21 protein-coding genes and 1 other RNA gene are annotated in these 19,125 nt (G+C 39.6%); 4 read left to right on the top strand and 18 right to left on the bottom strand.

All coding sequences use genetic code 11. From position 1 onward, the window contains the following. Positions 1 to 4: 4 nt before the first annotated feature. From MMH89_RS01390 to MMH89_RS01380, 3 genes are read right to left on the bottom strand one after another with little or no spacing between them, the layout of a single operon-like run. A complete protein-coding gene (locus MMH89_RS01390; protein ID WP_258568592.1) occupies positions 5 to 484 on the bottom strand; it encodes a GyrI-like domain-containing protein in 480 nt (159 codons plus the stop codon). Further along, positions 481 to 1,110, bottom strand: a complete 630-nt coding sequence (locus MMH89_RS01385) for a thymidine kinase (RefSeq protein WP_258568591.1) — start codon at positions 1,108 to 1,110, stop codon at positions 481 to 483. The genes MMH89_RS01390 and MMH89_RS01385 overlap by 4 nt, the downstream gene beginning before the upstream one ends. Beyond that, entirely contained in the window at positions 1,103 to 1,897 is a 795-nt protein-coding gene (locus MMH89_RS01380; RefSeq protein ID WP_258568590.1) for a hypothetical protein, read from the bottom strand. The genes MMH89_RS01385 and MMH89_RS01380 overlap by 8 nt, the downstream gene beginning before the upstream one ends. Positions 1,898 to 2,058: 161 nt before the next feature. Between MMH89_RS01380 and MMH89_RS01375 the strand changes: the two genes are divergently transcribed. The 4 genes from MMH89_RS01375 (at position 2,059) to MMH89_RS01360 (ending at position 4,492) form a co-directional block, all read left to right on the top strand. After that, positions 2,059 to 2,850 (top strand): hypothetical protein, encoded by a 792-nt coding sequence (locus MMH89_RS01375; RefSeq protein ID WP_258568589.1) that lies wholly within the window; start codon positions 2,059 to 2,061, stop codon positions 2,848 to 2,850. A 37-nt stretch (positions 2,851 to 2,887) separates the two neighbouring features. Then, positions 2,888 to 2,982, top strand: an RNA gene (ffs, locus tag MMH89_RS01370) — signal recognition particle sRNA small type. 20 nt (positions 2,983 to 3,002) lie between these two features. Then, entirely contained in the window at positions 3,003 to 4,085 is a 1,083-nt protein-coding gene (gene dnaX, locus MMH89_RS01365; protein WP_258568588.1) for a DNA polymerase III subunit gamma/tau, read from the top strand. Next, entirely contained in the window at positions 4,022 to 4,492 is a 471-nt protein-coding gene (locus MMH89_RS01360) for a DNA polymerase III subunit gamma/tau C-terminal domain-containing protein (RefSeq protein ID WP_258568587.1), read from the top strand. Before dnaX ends, MMH89_RS01360 begins: the two co-directional genes overlap by 64 nt. On the opposite strand, the gene sppA is transcribed toward MMH89_RS01360, so the two are convergent. The 15 genes from sppA to ndhC are packed head-to-tail and all read right to left on the bottom strand — an operon-like array spanning position 4,455 to position 19,105. Further along, the gene (gene sppA / locus MMH89_RS01355) at positions 4,455 to 5,339 is read right to left on the bottom strand and encodes a signal peptide peptidase SppA (RefSeq protein ID WP_258568586.1); all 885 of its coding nucleotides are present in this window, start codon (positions 5,337 to 5,339) and stop codon (positions 4,455 to 4,457) included. The genes MMH89_RS01360 and sppA overlap by 38 nt on opposite strands. Beyond that, positions 5,336 to 6,703 carry an NADH-quinone oxidoreductase subunit N gene (locus MMH89_RS01350; protein WP_258568585.1) on the bottom strand — a complete coding sequence of 456 codons (1,368 nt, stop codon included), beginning with the start codon at positions 6,701 to 6,703 and terminating at the stop codon, positions 5,336 to 5,338. Before MMH89_RS01350 ends, sppA begins: the two co-directional genes overlap by 4 nt. Then, positions 6,703 to 8,190 (bottom strand): complex I subunit 4 family protein, encoded by a 1,488-nt coding sequence (locus MMH89_RS01345; protein ID WP_258568584.1) that lies wholly within the window; start codon positions 8,188 to 8,190, stop codon positions 6,703 to 6,705. Before MMH89_RS01345 ends, MMH89_RS01350 begins: the two co-directional genes overlap by 1 nt. After that, a complete protein-coding gene (gene nuoL, locus MMH89_RS01340; RefSeq protein ID WP_258568583.1) occupies positions 8,191 to 10,041 on the bottom strand; it encodes an NADH-quinone oxidoreductase subunit L in 1,851 nt (616 codons plus the stop codon). After that, positions 10,038 to 10,349: an NADH-quinone oxidoreductase subunit NuoK gene (nuoK, locus tag MMH89_RS01335; RefSeq protein WP_258568582.1), complete on the bottom strand. Its 312-nt coding sequence runs from the start codon at positions 10,347 to 10,349 to the stop codon at positions 10,038 to 10,040. The genes nuoL and nuoK overlap by 4 nt, the downstream gene beginning before the upstream one ends. After that, positions 10,342 to 10,842 (bottom strand): NADH-quinone oxidoreductase subunit J family protein, encoded by a 501-nt coding sequence (locus MMH89_RS01330; protein WP_258568581.1) that lies wholly within the window; start codon positions 10,840 to 10,842, stop codon positions 10,342 to 10,344. Before MMH89_RS01330 ends, nuoK begins: the two co-directional genes overlap by 8 nt. Next, positions 10,835 to 11,377 carry an NADH-quinone oxidoreductase subunit NuoI gene (nuoI, locus tag MMH89_RS01325; RefSeq protein WP_258568580.1) on the bottom strand — a complete coding sequence of 181 codons (543 nt, stop codon included), beginning with the start codon at positions 11,375 to 11,377 and terminating at the stop codon, positions 10,835 to 10,837. The genes MMH89_RS01330 and nuoI overlap by 8 nt, the downstream gene beginning before the upstream one ends. Further along, a complete protein-coding gene (gene nuoH / locus MMH89_RS01320) occupies positions 11,374 to 12,366 on the bottom strand; it encodes an NADH-quinone oxidoreductase subunit NuoH (RefSeq protein WP_258568579.1) in 993 nt (330 codons plus the stop codon). The genes nuoI and nuoH overlap by 4 nt, the downstream gene beginning before the upstream one ends. Further along, a complete protein-coding gene (nuoG, locus tag MMH89_RS01315; protein WP_258568578.1) occupies positions 12,367 to 14,562 on the bottom strand; it encodes an NADH-quinone oxidoreductase subunit NuoG in 2,196 nt (731 codons plus the stop codon). After that, positions 14,559 to 15,848: an NADH-quinone oxidoreductase subunit NuoF gene (gene nuoF, locus MMH89_RS01310; protein ID WP_425491985.1), complete on the bottom strand. Its 1,290-nt coding sequence runs from the start codon at positions 15,846 to 15,848 to the stop codon at positions 14,559 to 14,561. The genes nuoG and nuoF overlap by 4 nt, the downstream gene beginning before the upstream one ends. Further along, positions 15,838 to 16,341 carry an NADH-quinone oxidoreductase subunit NuoE family protein gene (locus MMH89_RS01305; protein ID WP_258568576.1) on the bottom strand — a complete coding sequence of 168 codons (504 nt, stop codon included), beginning with the start codon at positions 16,339 to 16,341 and terminating at the stop codon, positions 15,838 to 15,840. The genes nuoF and MMH89_RS01305 overlap by 11 nt, the downstream gene beginning before the upstream one ends. After that, a complete protein-coding gene (locus MMH89_RS01300; RefSeq protein ID WP_258568575.1) occupies positions 16,338 to 17,591 on the bottom strand; it encodes an NADH-quinone oxidoreductase subunit D in 1,254 nt (417 codons plus the stop codon). The genes MMH89_RS01305 and MMH89_RS01300 overlap by 4 nt, the downstream gene beginning before the upstream one ends. After that, the gene (locus tag MMH89_RS01295; protein ID WP_258568574.1) at positions 17,575 to 18,240 is read right to left on the bottom strand and encodes an NADH-quinone oxidoreductase subunit C; all 666 of its coding nucleotides are present in this window, start codon (positions 18,238 to 18,240) and stop codon (positions 17,575 to 17,577) included. Before MMH89_RS01295 ends, MMH89_RS01300 begins: the two co-directional genes overlap by 17 nt. Continuing rightward, the gene (locus MMH89_RS01290; RefSeq protein ID WP_258568573.1) at positions 18,237 to 18,740 is read right to left on the bottom strand and encodes a NuoB/complex I 20 kDa subunit family protein; all 504 of its coding nucleotides are present in this window, start codon (positions 18,738 to 18,740) and stop codon (positions 18,237 to 18,239) included. Before MMH89_RS01290 ends, MMH89_RS01295 begins: the two co-directional genes overlap by 4 nt. Further along, positions 18,740 to 19,105 carry an NADH-quinone oxidoreductase subunit A gene (gene ndhC, locus MMH89_RS01285; protein WP_258568787.1) on the bottom strand — a complete coding sequence of 122 codons (366 nt, stop codon included), beginning with the start codon at positions 19,103 to 19,105 and terminating at the stop codon, positions 18,740 to 18,742. Before ndhC ends, MMH89_RS01290 begins: the two co-directional genes overlap by 1 nt. Positions 19,106 to 19,125 lie beyond the last annotated feature (20 nt).

The following is a 19,125-nucleotide window of genomic DNA, read 5'->3' as shown; positions in this document are numbered from 1 at the left end:
TAGTTTAATCAATAGAAAGATAGATCTCTACCTGGGCATCTAGTGAATCTGAAGATTCATAATTATGAAACTCAAAATCTAATTCAAAAGATCTTGAATATTCAAAATTAGGATCAGAGGTCAACCGCCATATGTTTTTCCAAGCCTCTGGCAATATATCAGAGAGAATACCTCGTTCAGAAGAAAAACGCAGATAACGCCCTTTAGGAATTACTACTGCACTTAACCCCTCAGGAATTGTCTCTGCACAATGTCCAATGAAGTACCGGTACTCACCATGCTCCAAATCCGAGTATTGATCATACACTGCAAATATTCTTTTATCATCACTTTGAATCAAATCAGATAAGTTCTGCTCTATAAACTCGCGGTGCAGGGGCACAATCCTTCCTTGCTCTGTTGCCTCAACCTCATTACTAGTAGTCGTATTTACACCTACTACCTGCATCTCACTAATTTCTATTACTTCCCACTGCTCATTCATGCTGACTGCTCCAAATGATCTAAAACTTTAGACTTTTTCTTCATTACCATCATACGTTTTTGTACATTATAACACCGACGACATAGCGAGTGATAACGATCATTCCCACCTATCTCAATTTGAGCACCTGATATCACCAAATCACCTAATTCATTCATACGTGCATTCATAGTTGCTTTTCGTCCGCATTTGCATATGGTTTTGATCTCAACCAGCTCTTCAGCCCATGCTAATAAATATTGACTCCCCTCAAACAGCTGCCCTTTAAAGTCAGTTCTCAAACCATAAGCTAAAACCGGAATTTTACACAAATCAACTACAGAGGCTAACTGCTCTACTTGAGCTTGTGTTAAAAACTGAGCCTCATCCACCAAGACACACTTAACTTTCTCTTCTACAATCTGGTTATAAATTTCTTCATACAAGTTTGTCTGCTCATTATAAACCTTAGCTTCAGACTTCAAACCAATCCTAGAAGAAACATAACCCTTTTGATCACGATCATCCAGAGCTGATGTATAAATTGCAACTTGCATACCTTGCTCTTGATAGTTATATGCTGACTGCAAAAGAACCGTAGACTTACCCGCATTCATAGCAGAAAAATAGAAATAAAGTTTAGCCACGCTTATCTTCCTCTAATGGTTTATCATATCGATATAGATCATACCGCCCTACTTTTTTAAAGCCTATTGATTGAAGCGAGTCTTTAGACGCATGCATCCCAAAACTATAAACCTCAGAGCACTGATGTTCACTACATAATTTCATACGACCCAACATCATCATATTCCCTATTCCTTGCCTACGATACATAGGAAGAACCGTATCCCATAATAATAGCGCCTTATCCTCTTTAAACAACGTCACACAGCAAGCAATTGTTTTTTGGTAAATTTGAACAATATGCAACTGCAAAGGAACACTATCATTGATACATGGTGCAAAGACACGCTCAATATCTTCTATGGGCAAATCATATGACTGACAAAATACATGCACCCACTCATAAAACAGCTCCTGAGTATTCACCTCAACTAGCTTAGCAGCTGGATGAGCCTCATAACTTTTCAAGCTGGCTCCAATTTTACACATCATTCCAGTTATAGATCCACGCATAATTAGATCTTCACCCAAACCCTGCTTAACCCACTGGTCTTTACAATTGAAAATCGCAGTAAAAGGCTGCTCCTGTTGTTTAGCTAATTCAATCAATGCCTGGATCTCTAAATGATTAGACTCATTAACACGGCTAGCAACAATATTAAAATAAGGCAGCGTTAAACCCGTATGGTAGGCAAATGAACTCTCTTTATCATCAATAGATCCAAGACCCGTAGCAAGAATACCACAATAATCATACAACAAACCCAGTAATGTCTCTGACCGGCGCTTTCGTTTGGTTACTAACATTTTATTCACCTCTGTTTTGTCTTGATATTTCATTTAATATAAAACATTTATAGATTTTTATCAAATACACCTATCAATAGCATCAGAGATTGAAACATCTATATCTTGCAATTAAGTATCTGAAATAATATGATCAAAAGAGAATATTACAGGAGTTTTTCATGAAGATTAAAGCAATACTTATTGCTTGCGCCTTCTCATGTATGAGCACACACGCATACCGAAAAACCAATCGGGAATATGGTTATTTTGACCTTAGTGTGGGCCCTGCTTTTATGGAAGATAATACATTTGGCAAGCAAATTGTAGAGTATAATCTTGGTCCTATAATTAGCACCTCAGTTGGATTAACACACGATAATGGTCTAGGGATAGGGTTAAACTATATATTTACGTATAATTCTAAGATATTAGATCTAAAAGCTTCTAACGAAATAGTTGAACCCATACCAAAAGATGAAAGCACAGCTATCTCAACTAATGGTATCAAACTCGACTTTTCTTATAGATTAAATACAGGAACAGAGGTATCGATCATCTTCCATGGGGGACCTTGCGTTTTCAACACAACTGACCAAAGCACAATTGTCAGTAAGCCAATAGTTGAGTCCAGTGAAACAGCCACGTCAACAGATATAGTCGTTACTGACGCCGCAACCGGCACAAATACGGTCAAAGTAAAGCTAGGGGATGCTGCGCTACCCGAAGCCATCGCCGTTGAAGAATCTATAAAGCCCTATTCAAATTTCACATTTGGCTATGAGGTTTGCACAGGGATTGAATACCGCCAAGACCGACACAAAGCTTTTGGTATAGAATTTGGGTTACTTAGCACCCAGGTCTATAAAAGCACATTCTCAACTGATGCAGTTATCGGAGACAGAATAACCTCTCAGCGATCAGATACACTTGAGTCTATCTTTTTCAATGTGACCGCACGGTACTACATGTAAATGATCTTGCATTCCTATCCATATTATGCTCCAATAATATGCACCGTGGTGTGGCAAGATCTATAGCAAATCGCCAGGTCCGGAAGGAAGCAACGAACTCTAGACCACTTGGGTATGCTATGGTGCACTTTAATAAATGATGATAAACTCTAATGGCTTATATATCTATAGCAAGAAAATGGCGTCCTCAAACCCTAACAGATGTAGTTGGGCAGCCTCTAGTAACGCAAGCAATCTCCAACGCGATCAAGAATAAAACTTTACACCCTGTTTATCTACTCACAGGAACTCGAGGTGTTGGGAAAACAACTTTGGCTCGAATTATCGCCAAGTCAATTAACTGTGAGGCACTTCAAGGTACTAACCCCTGTTTAAAATGTGATACATGCGTGATGATTCAAGAAGGTCGTTATGCTGATTTGTATGAAATAGATGCAGCATCAAGAACTAAAGTAGAAGATACCCGAGAAATACTTGATCAAGTCTCATACCTACCACAAATGGGCAAAAAGAAAGTTTACCTCATAGATGAAGTACATATGCTTTCACAGCACAGCTTCAACGCACTTCTTAAAACACTTGAGGAGCCACCAGAGCATGTACAGTTTATACTTGCCACTACAGAACCGCAAAAAATTCCTACCACCATTAAATCTCGCTGCATCCACTTCAACTTAAAACCCATCGGCACTGCAGACATTGCCAGCCAAGTCCAAAAAATCCTTGAGGCCGAGCAAATAAAGTTTGAAACAGAAGCTACGCATCTAATAGCAGAGCATGCTAAAGGCAGTATGCGTGACGCATTAACCTTGCTAGAACAATGCATTTCCCTGTCTCCTAGCGATATCAATACCGTTCAGGTTCAATCCTTAATCAATACCATTCCAAATGAACTGATTATTAATCTATTGACACATATACATGCGCAAGACGCTCAAGCTATTGAACAAGCATGTGCACAACATGAGCAAAACAATATCAATTTTGAAAGTTTACTCTCTAATATTGCTAATGAGCTCTACAAAATAACCATAGCACAATTAACAAAAAGTAGTAAACACCCTCTCTCAAATCTTTGGGACCCAGGGTATATACAGGTATTATATAGAATGGCTATTATTGGTTTAAATGACCTTCCGTTTAGCCCAACACCTAAAATTGGTGCTTCAATGTGCTTAATGCGTATGGCTGTTTTCACACCCGAGCTAGAAACAAAAAAAAAAGCACTCAGCTAATAGCTAGCATCCCTCAATCTTGGCATGAGTTAATTAAGCCTCTAGCTATAAAAGGCTTAACTAAAGAGCTCGCAGAAAATTGCTCAACAAAAACGGTTACAGATCAAGTATGGCATTTAAGCTTAGCCCCCAAGAAAAAATACCTATTTACTAAAGAAACACTGACTAAACTCAGTCAACACATACATAAATTACACCCTGAGCTAACGATTCAAATACATATTGAGGAACCTAACACACAAACACCATCAGAAATAAAGAAAGAGGAAAATACTCAGAAATTAGAAAGTGCTAGAAAAGCGCTACTTCAAGAATCCTGCCTCAAGAAAATTCTTGAGCTCTCCAAAACAGATGAAGAAAAGATCAAAATCAAATTACACGAGGCTGTAGCAAATCCGACCAATTAACACTTCCTAATGAAGCTTTTTTACCGGTTAACTTTGGAAGCCATGCGTCTTCATCAACATCTAAATTATGCACAGGAAGACTCCCCGTCTTTTCTTTTAGGCGAGTGATTGCTTCATCATAGTTAGAGATCCCATCAATCAGACCATACTCAAGACCCCTTAGTGCCATATATACCTGAGCTTGATCAATTAATTCTGTGCTTGTTAAGCCCCTACGCTCTTTAACTAACTGTACAAACCAGTCAAAATCATCATTAATCAATTGTTCAAAATGCTCTTTAACCTCTTCTGGCATTGACTCAAATACATTTGGGTACCCCTTATAAGAGCCTGTAGTGAGTACCTCTACATCAATGCCATAGCGGTCAAATAAGTTACCTAACAATACATTCTGAAAAACAACACCCACACTCCCTATTAAAGATGAGTTATAAGCATAAATCTTATCACCAGCTAATGCCGCCAAATAAGCTCCAGAGGTAGCCTGTGTTTCAATTAAAATCTCTACAGGCATATTTTCCTGTAAACTCTTGAATGAGTTATATAAACGCTCTGAATCGCCTACAGTTCCTCCACCTGAGTTAATTAAAACCAACACACCTTTAGTTGTTGTGTAATTAATCTTTTTTAGTTGCCGCCAAATATCATTTTTTGAGTCAATCATTCCTTCCACATTAACAACCGCAAGATGCCCTGCAGTAACAGGTTTACGATTAAAGATAAAGCTAAACAGCAACACTACCAATAGTGATAAAGCAACATACCGCCAAACTTTTAATTTTTTTTCATTTCGTGCAATACGTAGCACCTCTGCCGCAATCTGACTAGACATATTCGCTTCACTCATAATAGCACTCCCTGTAAAGTATACTTACACATATAGTAAAGAGGTAATGGATAGATACCCAAGGCTAAAATTCCGATCACGCCCAAATACGTAGCTGTCCATTTTAACCTACTTCCTGACACAGATAGAATAACATCAAAGTACATGGCACGTAAAGCAGCTAAATAATAATACGCAGATAATGAAAATCCAAATAAAATAACACCTAGAACCCACCAGCTTTCCTGAGTCACAAGATATATCAACGCCCCTATTTTGACAACAAACCCCAGGGTAAACGGGATACCCGCTAAAGACGCTAGTGTAATCAATATAACTAACCCATTTGATCGATTCTCCTTAACCCACTGATTGAGTTGACTTATTGAGCAATTAAACATTTGAGTTGAAGAAGTATTAATCAATACTTGCCACAGTAGAACAATAGATAAAACATACGCCACCAAATACATCAAAGCAAAAACCCATGCCCTTAGATCCTCAAGCTGTAATAATAAACAAACTACACCCATCTGCGTGATAGAGGCATACCCAAGCATTCGTCGAAAATCTGTTTGCAAATACGCCATAACACTGCCAAACAATAATGAACCCACACCTACATACCAAAGCACTGGACCTACTAGCGTACCATGCATAGATAGAATTCGAATCAGAGCTATGACATAGCTAATCTTAGGAATAGAAATGACCCAGTAAACAAACGGTAAAGACGACGCTTGATAAACATCTGGAACCCAATAATGAAATGGAAATGCGCCAAGTTTAAATATCAGTGAACAGACTACAAGAGACAACCCTATTCCCAACCATAACTCAGTATTATTAAACTCTAACACACCTAAAGTGAGTTGACCCGTTGCACCATAAAAAAAAGAGGCGCCATATAGAAAAATAACCCCCGAAATACTACCCATAACAAAATATTTGAAGCCTGCTTCATCCGAATGCTGCTCATCAATAGATAATGTGCAAAGTGTATAACTAGGAAGCGCAATTAATACCGTTCCCAAAAACAGTAATAATAGATGATCCGTCGACACAACGACTAGACACCCCAGCGTCGCTAATAAAACTAGCGTACATATTGGCCCTGATTCAATATTGAAACGGATTAAAGCAGGTCTAATACCCAAAATAACTACCCCAGTCATGATGAGCACTAACGCGCTACTTCCTATTGATAGTGAGTCAACAACCCAGCCATATGATTGATGTAAGTTCATAAAGTATAATGAAGCTAAAGAAAGGAGCAGCGTCAACATCGTTGTATGTATTGCTTTTGCATCATGCCATAGACTCGTTAACATCGTAACCATTGTTCCAGTTAGCAACAAGATTTCAGGCAGAAAATAAGCAAGCATTAGCCCCTCCCAAGTAGAATTAAATTGGACAGTTCACCGATTGACCCCTGCATGATATTGAGTATCGTCCCAGGAAATAAACCCAAAAATAAAATAGCCCCTACAGGAATTAATAATACTACTTTTTCATTAAAAGACAGATCAATTAAATCCCCTGATACTTCTAGCTTAGGGCCTAAAAATGCATTCCGGTACAACTGCAACATATAAATTGCTGCCACAACCATAGTGAATATAGCACAAATTCCAAACAACCACTGACTGCCTTTCATCAACCCTACAAATATCATCCACTCACCCACAAAACCAGCTGTTCCGGGCAGCCCTATTACAGAAAACAAGCACATACAAAACAGCGCGCTTAACCATGGCATATCAATTGATAGTCCACTCATTTGTGTAATACTCCGAGTTTTTAAACGCTCATAAATCATTCCAAATGAAAAGAATAATGCACCCGATGACAAACCATGTGCAACCATTATAAAACAAGATCCTAGAAGCACTAAGTTAATCAAATCCAAGTCAGAAAATAAAAACGCAGAAAACAATCCTAATGTAACAAAACCCATATGGGCAATAGAGGAGTATGCAATTAAACACTTCATGTCATTTTGAGCGCTGGTTAGCATCCCCACATATATAATTGCGATAAGAGATAATACAACCATGTAAGGCGCGTAAATCGCACAAGCCAATGGTAGTACTGGCAATAAGAGTCGAAGCATGGCATAACCACCAACCTTCAGCAATAAGCCAGCCAATAAGACTGAGCCCTCTGTTGAAGCTTCTGTATGCGCATCTGGCAACCATGTGTGAACGGGCCACATCGGCGTTTTAACAGCCATTGCCAGCATCAACGGGAAAAATAACACCATTTGTTGAGCCAGTGATAAGTTTGATTGATATAAATCAGAAAATGAATATCCCCCTGCTTGCACGCCAATGTATAACAATGCCATTAACATCATCAATGAAGTCGCAAACGTATATATAAAAAATTTCATTGCTGCATAATAACGGTTTTCTCCCCCCCAAATACCAATCAAAAAATACATAGGGAACATCATTCCCTCCCAGAAAATATAAAAAGCAACTGTGTCTTGAACACTAAACAACCCCATTACTATTCCCATAACAAATAATAAAGTGGCCCAATAGCTGCGCTGCAAACGTATTGATTTAGTAAACAAGTGGATAAAAATAAGAGAAAAAATAAAAAGTAGTAAACCAATCAACACCAACGACAAGCCATCTATAGAAAAACTAATCTGGTGGTTTCTAATAAAAGACCAGCCTGGTAGATCATAGATAAACTGCATACCTGACCCAGGTAGAAAATCAGCAACGATCATACTATATAAACCCCAGCTACAGAGCATATTAAAAGCAACAAAATACCGGGTCATTGATTTGGAAATGACACTCAGTGTTAAGGCAGAGCCTATAAAGGCATTTCCAATCATGACTATTAATAAATTCAACATTTAAAATAACCCCACTAACAAAACAATGACGGCTAAGAATAGTCCCAGAACATACTCATAGATATAACCCGATTGAATGACTCTGAAATTAGACAGCAACCTCAAACATAATGATGATCCATTCACCAATATAGTCTGATCAATTACATAACGATCGATTACTTTTGCAAATATAAATGAAATCGATTGATATGCACTGACAATATAATTTTGATAGAAAATATCAAACCCATATTGCTTTCTACAAATCTGATAAATCATGGGAATACGCTCCACGACTTGACTGGGTATTTGGGGACAATACACATAAGCCAAGCCACTTACGGCCCAGCCTAAAAAGACCATATAAATATAAGGATGTGAGAATGACTCAATAATAAAGTCATTCATACTTAACCGTTGAAGGGTATCTATTAAGGCATTATTTAGCAAAAATACCTCCTGATATGCCCCTGCACCAAATGCAATAGATAAAAATGCCAATACCAGCAATGGGCCCTTCATTTGCCAATCTAATGTTTTGATACGTTCTCTCTTTGGAGTCCAACATAACATAAAGTAAAATCTAGCACTGTATAATGCTGTCATTAAAACACCCATTATCATTAAAAAATTAAGGTACCAGTATTGAGTAATTTGACTGTTTAGAGTCGTTAATATCATATCTTTAGAAAAGAATCCGCTAAAAGGAGGCATACCTGATAAACTCAGACAACCCACAAGCAACGAACCATGTATCGGCCAGTAATAACGTGCGCTTGCGGTGTAGCGAATATCTTGCTCATGGTTAGATGCAATGATAATAGCTCCTGCTGATAGGAATAGCAGCGACTTGAAAAATGCATGCGTTCCTAAGTGATAAATAGCAGGTATAAAGCCAGCAGCTCCACATGCAGCAAACATTAATCCCAACTGAGATAAGGTTGAAAATGCAACAACACGTTTAATATCAAACTCCACAAGTGCTAATCCACCCATTAAAAACATTTGTAATAACCCAAGAATAACAATACCCGAACATACCAGGGGTGAGAGTGCAAAAATGAAGGATAAGCGTGCGATTAAATAAACACCCGCTGTAACCATTGTTGCAGCATGAATCAATGCTGATATGGGCGTAGGACCTGCCATTGAATCAGGCAACCATACATGGAGTGGCATTTGAGCAGATTTGCCCATAGCACCGATTAGAAGCATCAAACTAATTAAATCCACCCAACGGTAATTAGCTACTAACCCCTCTAGTAATATAGGCTGTGAAACTGTCAGGTCCATATAACTCAATGACCCTAACTGATATAACAATAACCCCATAGCAATCATTAAACCAATATCTGCTACCCTGTTAACAATAAATGCTTTAAACGAAGCCTCAAGTGGATAACTTTTTTGATACCAAAAACCAATCAAGAAATATGAAAATACACCTACTAACTCCCATCCAAAAAATACCATTAAAAGATTATCTGCAAGGATAAGGAGTAACATTGCAGAGGTAAATAAACTGACATAAAAAAAGTAATTATTAATATCTTTATCACCACGCATGTAGCTTACTGAGTAAATATGAACAAAAAGTGAGACTAAAGTGATAATCACTGCCATATAGACAGAAAGTGCATCCAGCCAAAATCCAAAATTAAACGCATCCCCAACATCTAGCCATGTATACACATAAAAATTAATAAATGTATTTGGCTGCTGAATATAAAGCACAACAGATGCAACCCATGATACAAGCATCCCCAATATATTGATCCAGCACGCATCGCGAACAGCCCATACTCTAGCTAATACAGCAGAAATAGTAGGCGCTAACAAACAAGTCCAAGTCCAAAACAATAATGTCATGCCAGCTCCTTTAAAGATGAAAACTTATCTGCCTGTATACTGTGATAACGTTCATATAGTTTAACAAATATCGCCAAGCCTATAGCAGCTTCTGCAGCAGCTATTGCCAGTACAAAAAATACCGCTATATGTCCTTCTAGGTTCTGATGGTAATTTGAAAAAGCAATAAAGTTAATGTTAACTGCAATCAACATTAACTCAATGTTCATAAGAATTGCTACCAAATTGTTTCGATTCAGCCCGACACCCACAATACCAATCACAAACACCACACACGATAATAAAACTAAATATGTAACCTCAATCATTTTTTTGACTTAAACTCCTAGATTTAACCAATAAAATTGAGCCCACCATGCTGGCCAACAAAATACATGCGACCACCTCAGCCCACAGCCAATAATCCCGATACAACAGTAAGCCTAACTGTCTTGTATGCTCATTCAAGCTGACTTTACGAAGTTCTGCCTGCCACCCAGAGTGCTCTAATAATAAATACACACTGCCTGAGACAATAATGCCCAACATGAAAAGAGTAGCCATTCTTGGTAATGCACGTGGCAAATGGTCAACATTGAGCATAAATACAACAAATAGAAACAAAGCCATCACAGCACCCACATAAATAAAGATGAGCGCTAGTGCTAAAAATTCAGCACCCAGTCCTAACCACATCACTGCGGTAAACATAAATGACAGCATTAAGCTAAAAACAGAGCGTACAGGATGGGTTGATAACGCGACGTTTAACGCTGACAGTACCAGGCCCACACCAGAGATTAAAAAAACAAGATCAAGCACGGTCTTTCTCCATATTACGAGCAATTTGGTCTTCATATAAATCACCAATTGCTAGCAATTGCTCTTTGGTCATAATATTGTCTCCCCGGCGCAAAAAAGAATAATTCATTTCGTCTGTGCATACAATTGAATCTACTGGACACGCTTCTGCACATAAGCCACAGTTAATGCATTTAAAAGCGTCAATATCAAAACGTGTTGTCCGCCTAGTGCCATCAGTATGCTCATGTGACTCAATGTTTATTGCTAATGCCGGACATACTGCCTCACATAGTTTACAGGCAATACAACGCTCTTGACCATTTTCATAACGCCTTAAAGCCAACATGCCTTTAAATCTTGGTGAGGTAGGTAATGATTCTCCCTCATCGGGAAAGTGTAAAGTGGTTTTAGGCTCAAATAACTTTTTCCCAGTTACACGTAGCCCGCTTAATAAATCAAGGAGCAGTAAACTTTTTAGCTGGTCACGTCCAAATATAAAATAGATTAATAATGCAAACGTAATTAACGCACCGAATACACCTACTAGATTCATACCCACCCCCAAAGCTTCATCGCTGATATAAATGGAATCCATGCTAAAGAAATAGGAATTAAAGTTTTCCAGCCCAGCATCATTAACTGATCATAACGATACCTTGGGAAAGTAGCGCGCATCCATAAATATAAAAAAACAAAGAAAGAGGACTTTCCTGCTAGCCATATAATCCCAGGCACCCAACTAAACCAAGTGCTTATATATGGAATACCCTCAAATGGTGAGAGCCATCCACCGAAAAATAGCGTACTAGTAAATACAGATATAAATATCATATTGGCATATTCTGCAATAAAGAATGTTGCAAACAACATTCCGGAATATTCAACATGAAAGCCTGCTACTAATTCACTTTCTCCTTCTGCAACATCAAATGGTGCTCTATTTGTTTCAGCAACAGCACAAATCCAATAAACAATAAACATTGGAAATAGTGGCAACCAGTTCCAATGCAATATACCACCAGCTTGCGCGTAAACTATTTTTTGTAGATTGAGGCTATCTGCTAACAGAATAACACCTACCAACGCAAAGCCCATTGCAATCTCATAAGAGATAATTTGTGCACAAGAACGCATAGAACCCAGCATTGCATATTTTGAATTTGAAGCCCAACCTGCTAATAATACACCATAGCTTCCCAATGATGTCATCGCAAAGACAAATAACAACCCAGCATCGATATCTGCAAGCACCCACGATTCTGAAAACGGAATAACAGCCCAAGCTGTCAATGATGGGACCAATAATAATAAGGGAGACAAATAATATAAAAGACCATCTGCATGCTCTGGGTAAACCAATTCCTTAGTCACAAATTTTATTGCATCCGCAATAGGTTGCAACATACCTCCGAAGCCGACTCTATTAGGCCCGACACGCAATTGCATATACCCGATTATCTTTCTCTCTAACGTTGTTAAATACGCTACTGCCACAACCAAAGGAATTAAAATACATAATGCGTATATAAATATCATCAACATCTAAAGTCCCTCTACCCCATCGCTATTATAATACAACACCGCACCTACTGCTATATCTTGTGACTGCAAGGTCTGGGTATAACCCAATGCTTGAATATCTTTTGCAGAAACCTCCTTATGTACTAATGCAACCTTTGTTTTAGGATATGCTTTTTGCAAGCTAGGTGCATTTCTAACCCATAAATCTGTTTGAACCCACGGCGTCAAAACAATCGGCATGAGTTTTTGATTGTATTCAGGTACGAGACTGGGTTGGGGAATTTTTATTGGTTTTTCTGTATTTTCAGTAAATGATTGATTGATGCCTCTAGTAAGGTTTTCTTTACTGTTTAACTCAATCTGTAATTTTTCAGACAAGTCAGCACAAACTTGATAAAGTGACCTTGCATCATGCATAGGGGCACATGCTTGACTAAAATGTTGTTTCATCCCTAAATAATTGATGTAAGTACCTGAGTTCTCCGGTGGGCAAACTGTGGGCAAAACTAAATCAGCACTGTTTTTAATAGCCAAAGACCAATGTGATGCACTCACTATAATTTTAGTTTGAGCTAATGATTCCACGTTCAACCCCAAATCAACTACAGGGTCTAAATCATGAACCCACAAACAGGCTAATGGCTTTTGAGTATACTTAAGCCAGGGAGTTCCACCTGACTGTGAAGCATTTAAACCACTTTCTGAAAGCCCTAGATGATTGGCGCCTTGTGGCAACAGAGCATAATCATATGACCAAACAGATGCATAGTAGTGAATTAAGTGGCGTAAATCCTGAGCTTGTGGATGAATCAAAGCCTCTTCTCCAACCAAGACCACTACCGGATCCTGAAGCGCTTGCTTCCACTCATGAGATATGGAGCCACACTGATCCCACTGCGTAAATAAAATACCAATACGTCTAACCAACATCTGCGGCGTAACCATTTCATGGTGTACGGGATATACACTTTGATGCCTAATAGATCCTAAACTTAATACCTTTGCGCCATTAGCAACAGCCTCTTTAATCGATAAGCTAATATACGGTTGATCCCAACGCACAGCACACCCAATTAAGATAATTGTTTTAGCTTTTGAGATACGGTGAAGTGACAGTTGACTAGAGCGTAACGGTAACAACTCATCCCCTAAATTTTGATGCGTACCCACATCAATATCAGCTGATAACTGATCTAAAACTGTTTTAAAAGCAACAGCATCTTCAGTAATGGTTTGTGGAGAAACAATTCCTCCGATCCGACCTGATGAGGAGTCTGCTAACATCTGCATTACATACTGTCCTGCATCATCCCAGCTCAGCGGTCTAAATGTGTCTCCAACACGTAGCATAGGCGTCTCAATCCTATTATGCGCTAAACCTTCGTAACTGAATCGGTCTCGATCTGAAAGCCATACTGAATTAATCTCTGCACATGGCCTGGGCACTACACGCTTCAAAACATGCTTAGAACCATATCCCTTGGCCATGGTATGGTATGAAATATGAGCACCCAAGCAATCATGGGCTGCAATACCTTCGTGTTGCACATAGCTCCATGATCGTCCTGAAAACTTTGCAGGCTTTGAGGTTAATGCGCCTACAGGACAGATATCAACCATATTACCTGACCATTCAGATTGTAATCCTCTTTCTAAATAGGTGCTAATCTTAACTTGATCACTACGACCCATCAAACCCAGATTTTTCACCCCTGCAACCTCCTCTCCAAAACGTACACAGCGGGTGCAATGAATACACAGAGACATGTCGGTGGCGACTAATGCGCCTAAATCTTCATCAACCTCAGCACGCTTCTCACCCGAGTAATTCGTGATGGCTTTTCCATACCCCATAGAAACATCTTGTAGTTCACACTCTCCCCCTTGATCACATACAGGGCAATGCAATGGATGCTTCATCAATAAAAATTGCATCACAGATTCCTGTGCGTCGACTGCTTTTTTAGAGCGCGTCTGCACCACCATTCCTTCAGAAACAGCTGTTGCACATGAGGGGACGGGTTTATTTACACCCTCTATATCAACCAAGCACATGCGACAGCTTGCTACAACCGATAGCTTTTCATGATAACAAAACCTTGGGACTTGGCACCCATGCTGGGATGCAATATCAATTAAGCGACTGTTTTTCTTAACCTCAATCTTTTCACCATTCAGCACAATGCTTACTGTCTGCTCAGATTGCTCTTTACTCACGTTATACTCCATTCAAAACCCGGCCGCCCCTTCACACCAAGCTCAGCAGTACGATCAAACTCTTCTCGGAAGTGATCAATAAAGCTTGTAACTGGCCACGTAATTGCCTCTCCAAACGCACAAATAGTTCGACCCTCAATACTTGATGCAACTTGATAAATTTCATCCACTAAAGCAACACTCCCATCGCCCTTAACCAACTGTTTTAGTGCCTGACTGATCCAGCCTGATCCCTCTCGACATGGTGTACACTGACCACAAGACTCCTGGTGATAAAAGTGCATCATATGCATCAACGCCATCGGCATTGAAGTGGTCTCATCCATCACAATCATCCCACCAGAGCCAACAGCACTATTAACACGTGCTAACCCATCATAATCCATAGTTACTTCTGGAATAGTATGACCAGGAATCACACGCATAGATGTCCCACCAGGGATAACTGCTTTTATCCTTCGGTTATGTCGGACACCTCCACATAAATCAATCAAATTCTGCATAGGAACGCCCATAGGAAGCTCAAAGGTACCTGGGTTAACAACATGACCACTCACACAAAATATTTTGGTTCCACCACTATTCTCAACACCTAAAGACTTAAACCAATCACCCCCCTTTGAAACAATCATTGGGACTGATGCTAAAGTTTCTGTGTTATTAATTGTAGTTGGGCATCCATATAACCCACTAACTGCAGGAAAAGGTGGCTTATTTCTAGGCATAGCGCGCTTGCCTTCAATAGACTCCATCATTGCAGTTTCCTCACCTACAATATAAGAGCCTGCACCTAATAAATTTTCAATACATAAGTTAAAGCCACTGCCTAAAATATTTGCGCCCAGCAACCCAGCCTCTTTGGCTTCATAGAGCGCCCGCTCAACTTGATGGTATTCTTGTAAATATTCACCTCTAATATAGTTGTAAGCCCTAGAGGCACCAATCACATAAGAACAAATTGCAATCCCTTCAATTAGCTGATGTGGGTTATGTTTCATGATGAGGGTATCTTTAAAAGTTCCTGGCTCGCCTTCGTCTGAGTTACAAATTAAAAACTTATCACCAGGCGTACCTCGGTTCATAAACTGCCACTTCATGCTGGTCAGAAAACCCGCACCTCCACGTCCTCTCAGCTGAGAACGCTTGAGCTCCTGCAATATATACTCGGGCTTTATTTTTCCAGCAAGCAAAGCCCGCCAAGTAGCATAACCCCCAACTGACTCATAAACAGCCAACTGATGAATACCAGCTACAGATTGATGTCTTAAACATACTTCAGTCATTATGTTTTCCTGGCGAAGAACGATATTCCTTAATCAATGCTTGTAAACTTTCTTTAGTTACATTGCGGTGATAATCCGCATCATTAACGATCACAACGGGTGCTCCATCACAGGCACCTAGACACTCAGCCTCTCCTACTGAGAATGCTAATTGACTGGCATCTTGACCAGGCAAATCATTAACTAGAGATTCAAGATAATGCTTAACTCCCTGTGCCCCATTTAAACAACAGGATAAACTCGTACAAACCTTTAAGTTTACAGGCGCATCCGGTGCGCGCTTATACAAACTATAAAATGAAACGACTTCATAGACCCTAGCAGCAGGCATTTCTAGATAAGCAGCAACTGCATCCAAATGCTCATCTGACAACCATCCATAACGATTTTGCAAGTGATTTAATGCCATTAAAATAGAAGATGCTTGTTTACCCTTGGGAAATTTATCCGCTAAGCGATCAATAACTTTTTTATCTTGTGCATCCAATTCAATCATCGATCAACTTCTCCTAAAACAATATCTAAAGATGATAAAATAGTAACCACATCAGCGAGTAAATGACCTTTACATAACTCACTTATTGCTGCAAGGTGCGGAAAACCAGCTGCTCTAACTTTTATTCTATAAGGCATATTAGCCCCATCTGATACGATATACACACCAAACTCCCCTTTAGGATGCTCCACAGCACTATAAACTTCTCCTCTGGGCAATGAGAATCCTTCTGTGTGTAATTTAAAGTGATGAATCATCGCCTCCATATTATCCTTCATATGATCCCTACTTGGCGGGACTACTTTAGGTGCATCAGCTAATATAGGACCAGGGTGCTCACGTAGCCAATCGACACACTGTTTCATGATTTTTACAGATTCTCGCATTTCAGCAATTCGAATGATATAACGATCATAACAGTCACCATTTACTCCTACAGGAACGTCAAAAGTGAGTTTATCATACACAGAGTAAGGCTGTGTTTTTCTCAAGTCCCAAGCGACCCCAGTACTTCTCAGCATATGCCCTGTAAAGCCAAGACTCATTGCTCTTTCTTTTGATACGACCCCTACCCCCTGGGTTCTCTGCTTCCAAATTCGATTGTCGGTTAGCAACGTCTCATAATCATCTATTCTTCCTGGAAACCGCTCAATAAAAGACTCAATAAAATCAAGTAAAGATCCTTGACGGTCTGCATTTAAATCTGCCAGCTTCTTTTTTGACTTCCAGGAACTGGATTGATACTTAGGCATTGTATGAGGCAGGTCACGCCAAACACCCCCCACTCGAAAATAGTTTGCATGCATGCGTGCACCAGATGCCGCCTCATACATAGCTAATAGATCATCTCTATCCCTAAAGCAATACAAAAAGACAGACATCGCTCCTAAATCAAGACCATAGGCACCTAGCCATATCAGATGGTTCATTAAACGCGTAATTTCTGCGAACAACACCCGAATATACTCAGCTCTCTCTGGCACTTTAATCGCTAACATTTTCTCAAGTGCCATCACATATGCATGCTCATTGGCCATCATGGACACATAACAAAAACGATCAAAATACCCCCCTGACTGCAAATAAGTTTTATGCTCCATTAGCTTTTCGGTACCACGATGCAAAAGACCAATATGTGGATCAATACTTTGCACCGTCTCGCCCTCTAGCGTAATTAACAACCGTAACACACCATGCGCGGCTGGATGCTGCGGTCCAAAATTAATTGTATAACTATGCTCTTTCGCCACTCTCTTCACCTACATCTACATAACGATGATCGTTTCGAATCATTCTTGGGACATGACTTTGATACTCTATTGAAACGGGATCATACACGCATTGCGCGGACTGACTGTCATAACGCATTTCAACCCTGCCCACCAAAGGGAAATCTTTTCGCATTGGAAAGCCGACAAAACCATAATCTGTTAAAATACGCCTTAGGTCAGGATGCTGTTTAAATTGAATACCAAACAAATCAAATGCTTCACGCTCATACCAAACAGATGAAGGCCAGACACCCGACAATGAAGGCATAGAAACAGAATCATCTAAATCTACTTTTAACCGCATACGCTGATTATGTGTAATAGATAATAAGTGGCATACAACCTGAAAACGCGCTCCAGTCCAAACACTATTTTCAGAAAGAGGTTCAGCTCGAGCTCTACAATAACTTTGATGACATGCACCTTCAGTTTGCCAAGACTCCACCCCATAATACAAATAATCTACACCACACAGATCAAGTAACATATTCATCTTGATAGCTGGGTTTGTTTTTAAACTTTTTGCAACACTTAATACCTCCTCAGCTGAAATCTGAAGTGACACTTGCCCCAAGCTTTCAGAGACTATTCCTTGACCTAGTTCTCTCAGCTCATCTGCTATATTCATAACCGGTCTCTTTCCCACTGCTTGGCATATTTTACTTTCATCATTAACTGCATAATTCCATAGACCAAAGCTTGAGCTGTTGGCGGACAACCGGGGACATAGACGTCAACTGGGATAATACGATCACACCCTCTAACTACTGAATAACTGTAATGATAATAACCACCACCATTCGCACAAGAGCCCATGGATATTACCCAGGTTGGTTGTGGCATTGAGTCATAAGTCTGTCTAAACGCACCGGCCATTTTGTTACATAAAGTCCCAGCTACAATAATAACATCAGATTGTCGTGGACTCCCGCGATACAACCCCCAACCAAAGCGATCAATATCGTGTTTAGATGCAGCTGCATGCATCATTTCCACAGCACAGCAAGCCAACCCAAAAGATACAGGCCACATTGAACTGCCCCGCGCCCAAGAAACTAAATCGTCCAACGAAGTTACGGTATACCCCTTAGGCACAATAATGTCATTTACATCAAGTCCTTTTGCCATTACTTTCTCCAAGTAAGCGCATCTTGCTTCCATTCATAAATAAAGCCTACTGTTAGAATCCCTAAAAAGACCATCATTACTACAAATCCATGCCAGCCTAACTCCTTTAAGCAAACACTCCAAGGTAGTAAAAAGGCAGTTTCTAAATCAAATAAAATAAATAAGATAGCAACTAAATAATATTTGATATCAAACGGAACCCGCATACCTTCGTCTGGAGAAAATCCGCACTCAAATGGTTTTGACTTTGCCTCATTGGGTGCACTGGGCGCTATAAAACATGCTAAAACTAAAGGAACAACACCCACCAAGAGTGCTAAAAAGGCCATTACTAAAATTGGCACATAACTAATTAATAACTGCACATCCATTGCATAACCTAAAA

The organism is Candidatus Comchoanobacter bicostacola (assembly GCF_024172705.1).
In the GTDB taxonomy this organism is placed as follows: domain Bacteria; phylum Pseudomonadota; class Gammaproteobacteria; order Comchoanobacterales; family Comchoanobacteraceae; genus Comchoanobacter; species Comchoanobacter bicostacola.
Note: the sequence above shows the minus strand (reverse complement) of the source record. Positions and strands in the feature narration are given on the sequence as shown.

Bases quoted from the DNA above. Each gene is read 5' to 3' on its own strand.
- dnaX (WP_258568588.1), top strand. From the start codon at position 3,003: ATGGCTTATATATCTATAGCAAGAAAATGGCGTCCTCAAACCCTAACA.
- MMH89_RS01375 (WP_258568589.1), top strand. From the start codon at position 2,059: ATGAAGATTAAAGCAATACTTATTGCTTGCGCCTTCTCATGTATGAGC.
- MMH89_RS01295 (WP_258568574.1), bottom strand. From the start codon at position 18,240: ATGAATATAGCAGATGAGCTGAGAGAACTAGGTCAAGGAATAGTCTCT.
- MMH89_RS01290 (WP_258568573.1), bottom strand. From the start codon at position 18,740: ATGGCAAAAGGACTTGATGTAAATGACATTATTGTGCCTAAGGGGTAT.
- sppA (WP_258568586.1), bottom strand. From the start codon at position 5,339: ATGAGTGAAGCGAATATGTCTAGTCAGATTGCGGCAGAGGTGCTACGT.
- MMH89_RS01390 (WP_258568592.1), bottom strand. From the start codon at position 484: ATGAATGAGCAGTGGGAAGTAATAGAAATTAGTGAGATGCAGGTAGTA.
- nuoL (WP_258568583.1), bottom strand. From the start codon at position 10,041: ATGACATTATTGTTTTGGACTTGGACTTGTTTGTTAGCGCCTACTATT.
- nuoH (WP_258568579.1), bottom strand. From the start codon at position 12,366: ATGTTGATGATATTTATATACGCATTATGTATTTTAATTCCTTTGGTT.
- nuoI (WP_258568580.1), bottom strand. From the start codon at position 11,377: ATGAATCTAGTAGGTGTATTCGGTGCGTTAATTACGTTTGCATTATTA.
- MMH89_RS01380 (WP_258568590.1), bottom strand. From the start codon at position 1,897: ATGTTAGTAACCAAACGAAAGCGCCGGTCAGAGACATTACTGGGTTTG.
- MMH89_RS01345 (WP_258568584.1), bottom strand. From the start codon at position 8,190: ATGTTGAATTTATTAATAGTCATGATTGGAAATGCCTTTATAGGCTCT.
- MMH89_RS01305 (WP_258568576.1), bottom strand. From the start codon at position 16,341: ATGATTGAATTGGATGCACAAGATAAAAAAGTTATTGATCGCTTAGCG.
- nuoK (WP_258568582.1), bottom strand. From the start codon at position 10,349: ATGATTGAGGTTACATATTTAGTTTTATTATCGTGTGTGGTGTTTGTG.
- MMH89_RS01350 (WP_258568585.1), bottom strand. From the start codon at position 6,703: ATGCTTGCTTATTTTCTGCCTGAAATCTTGTTGCTAACTGGAACAATG.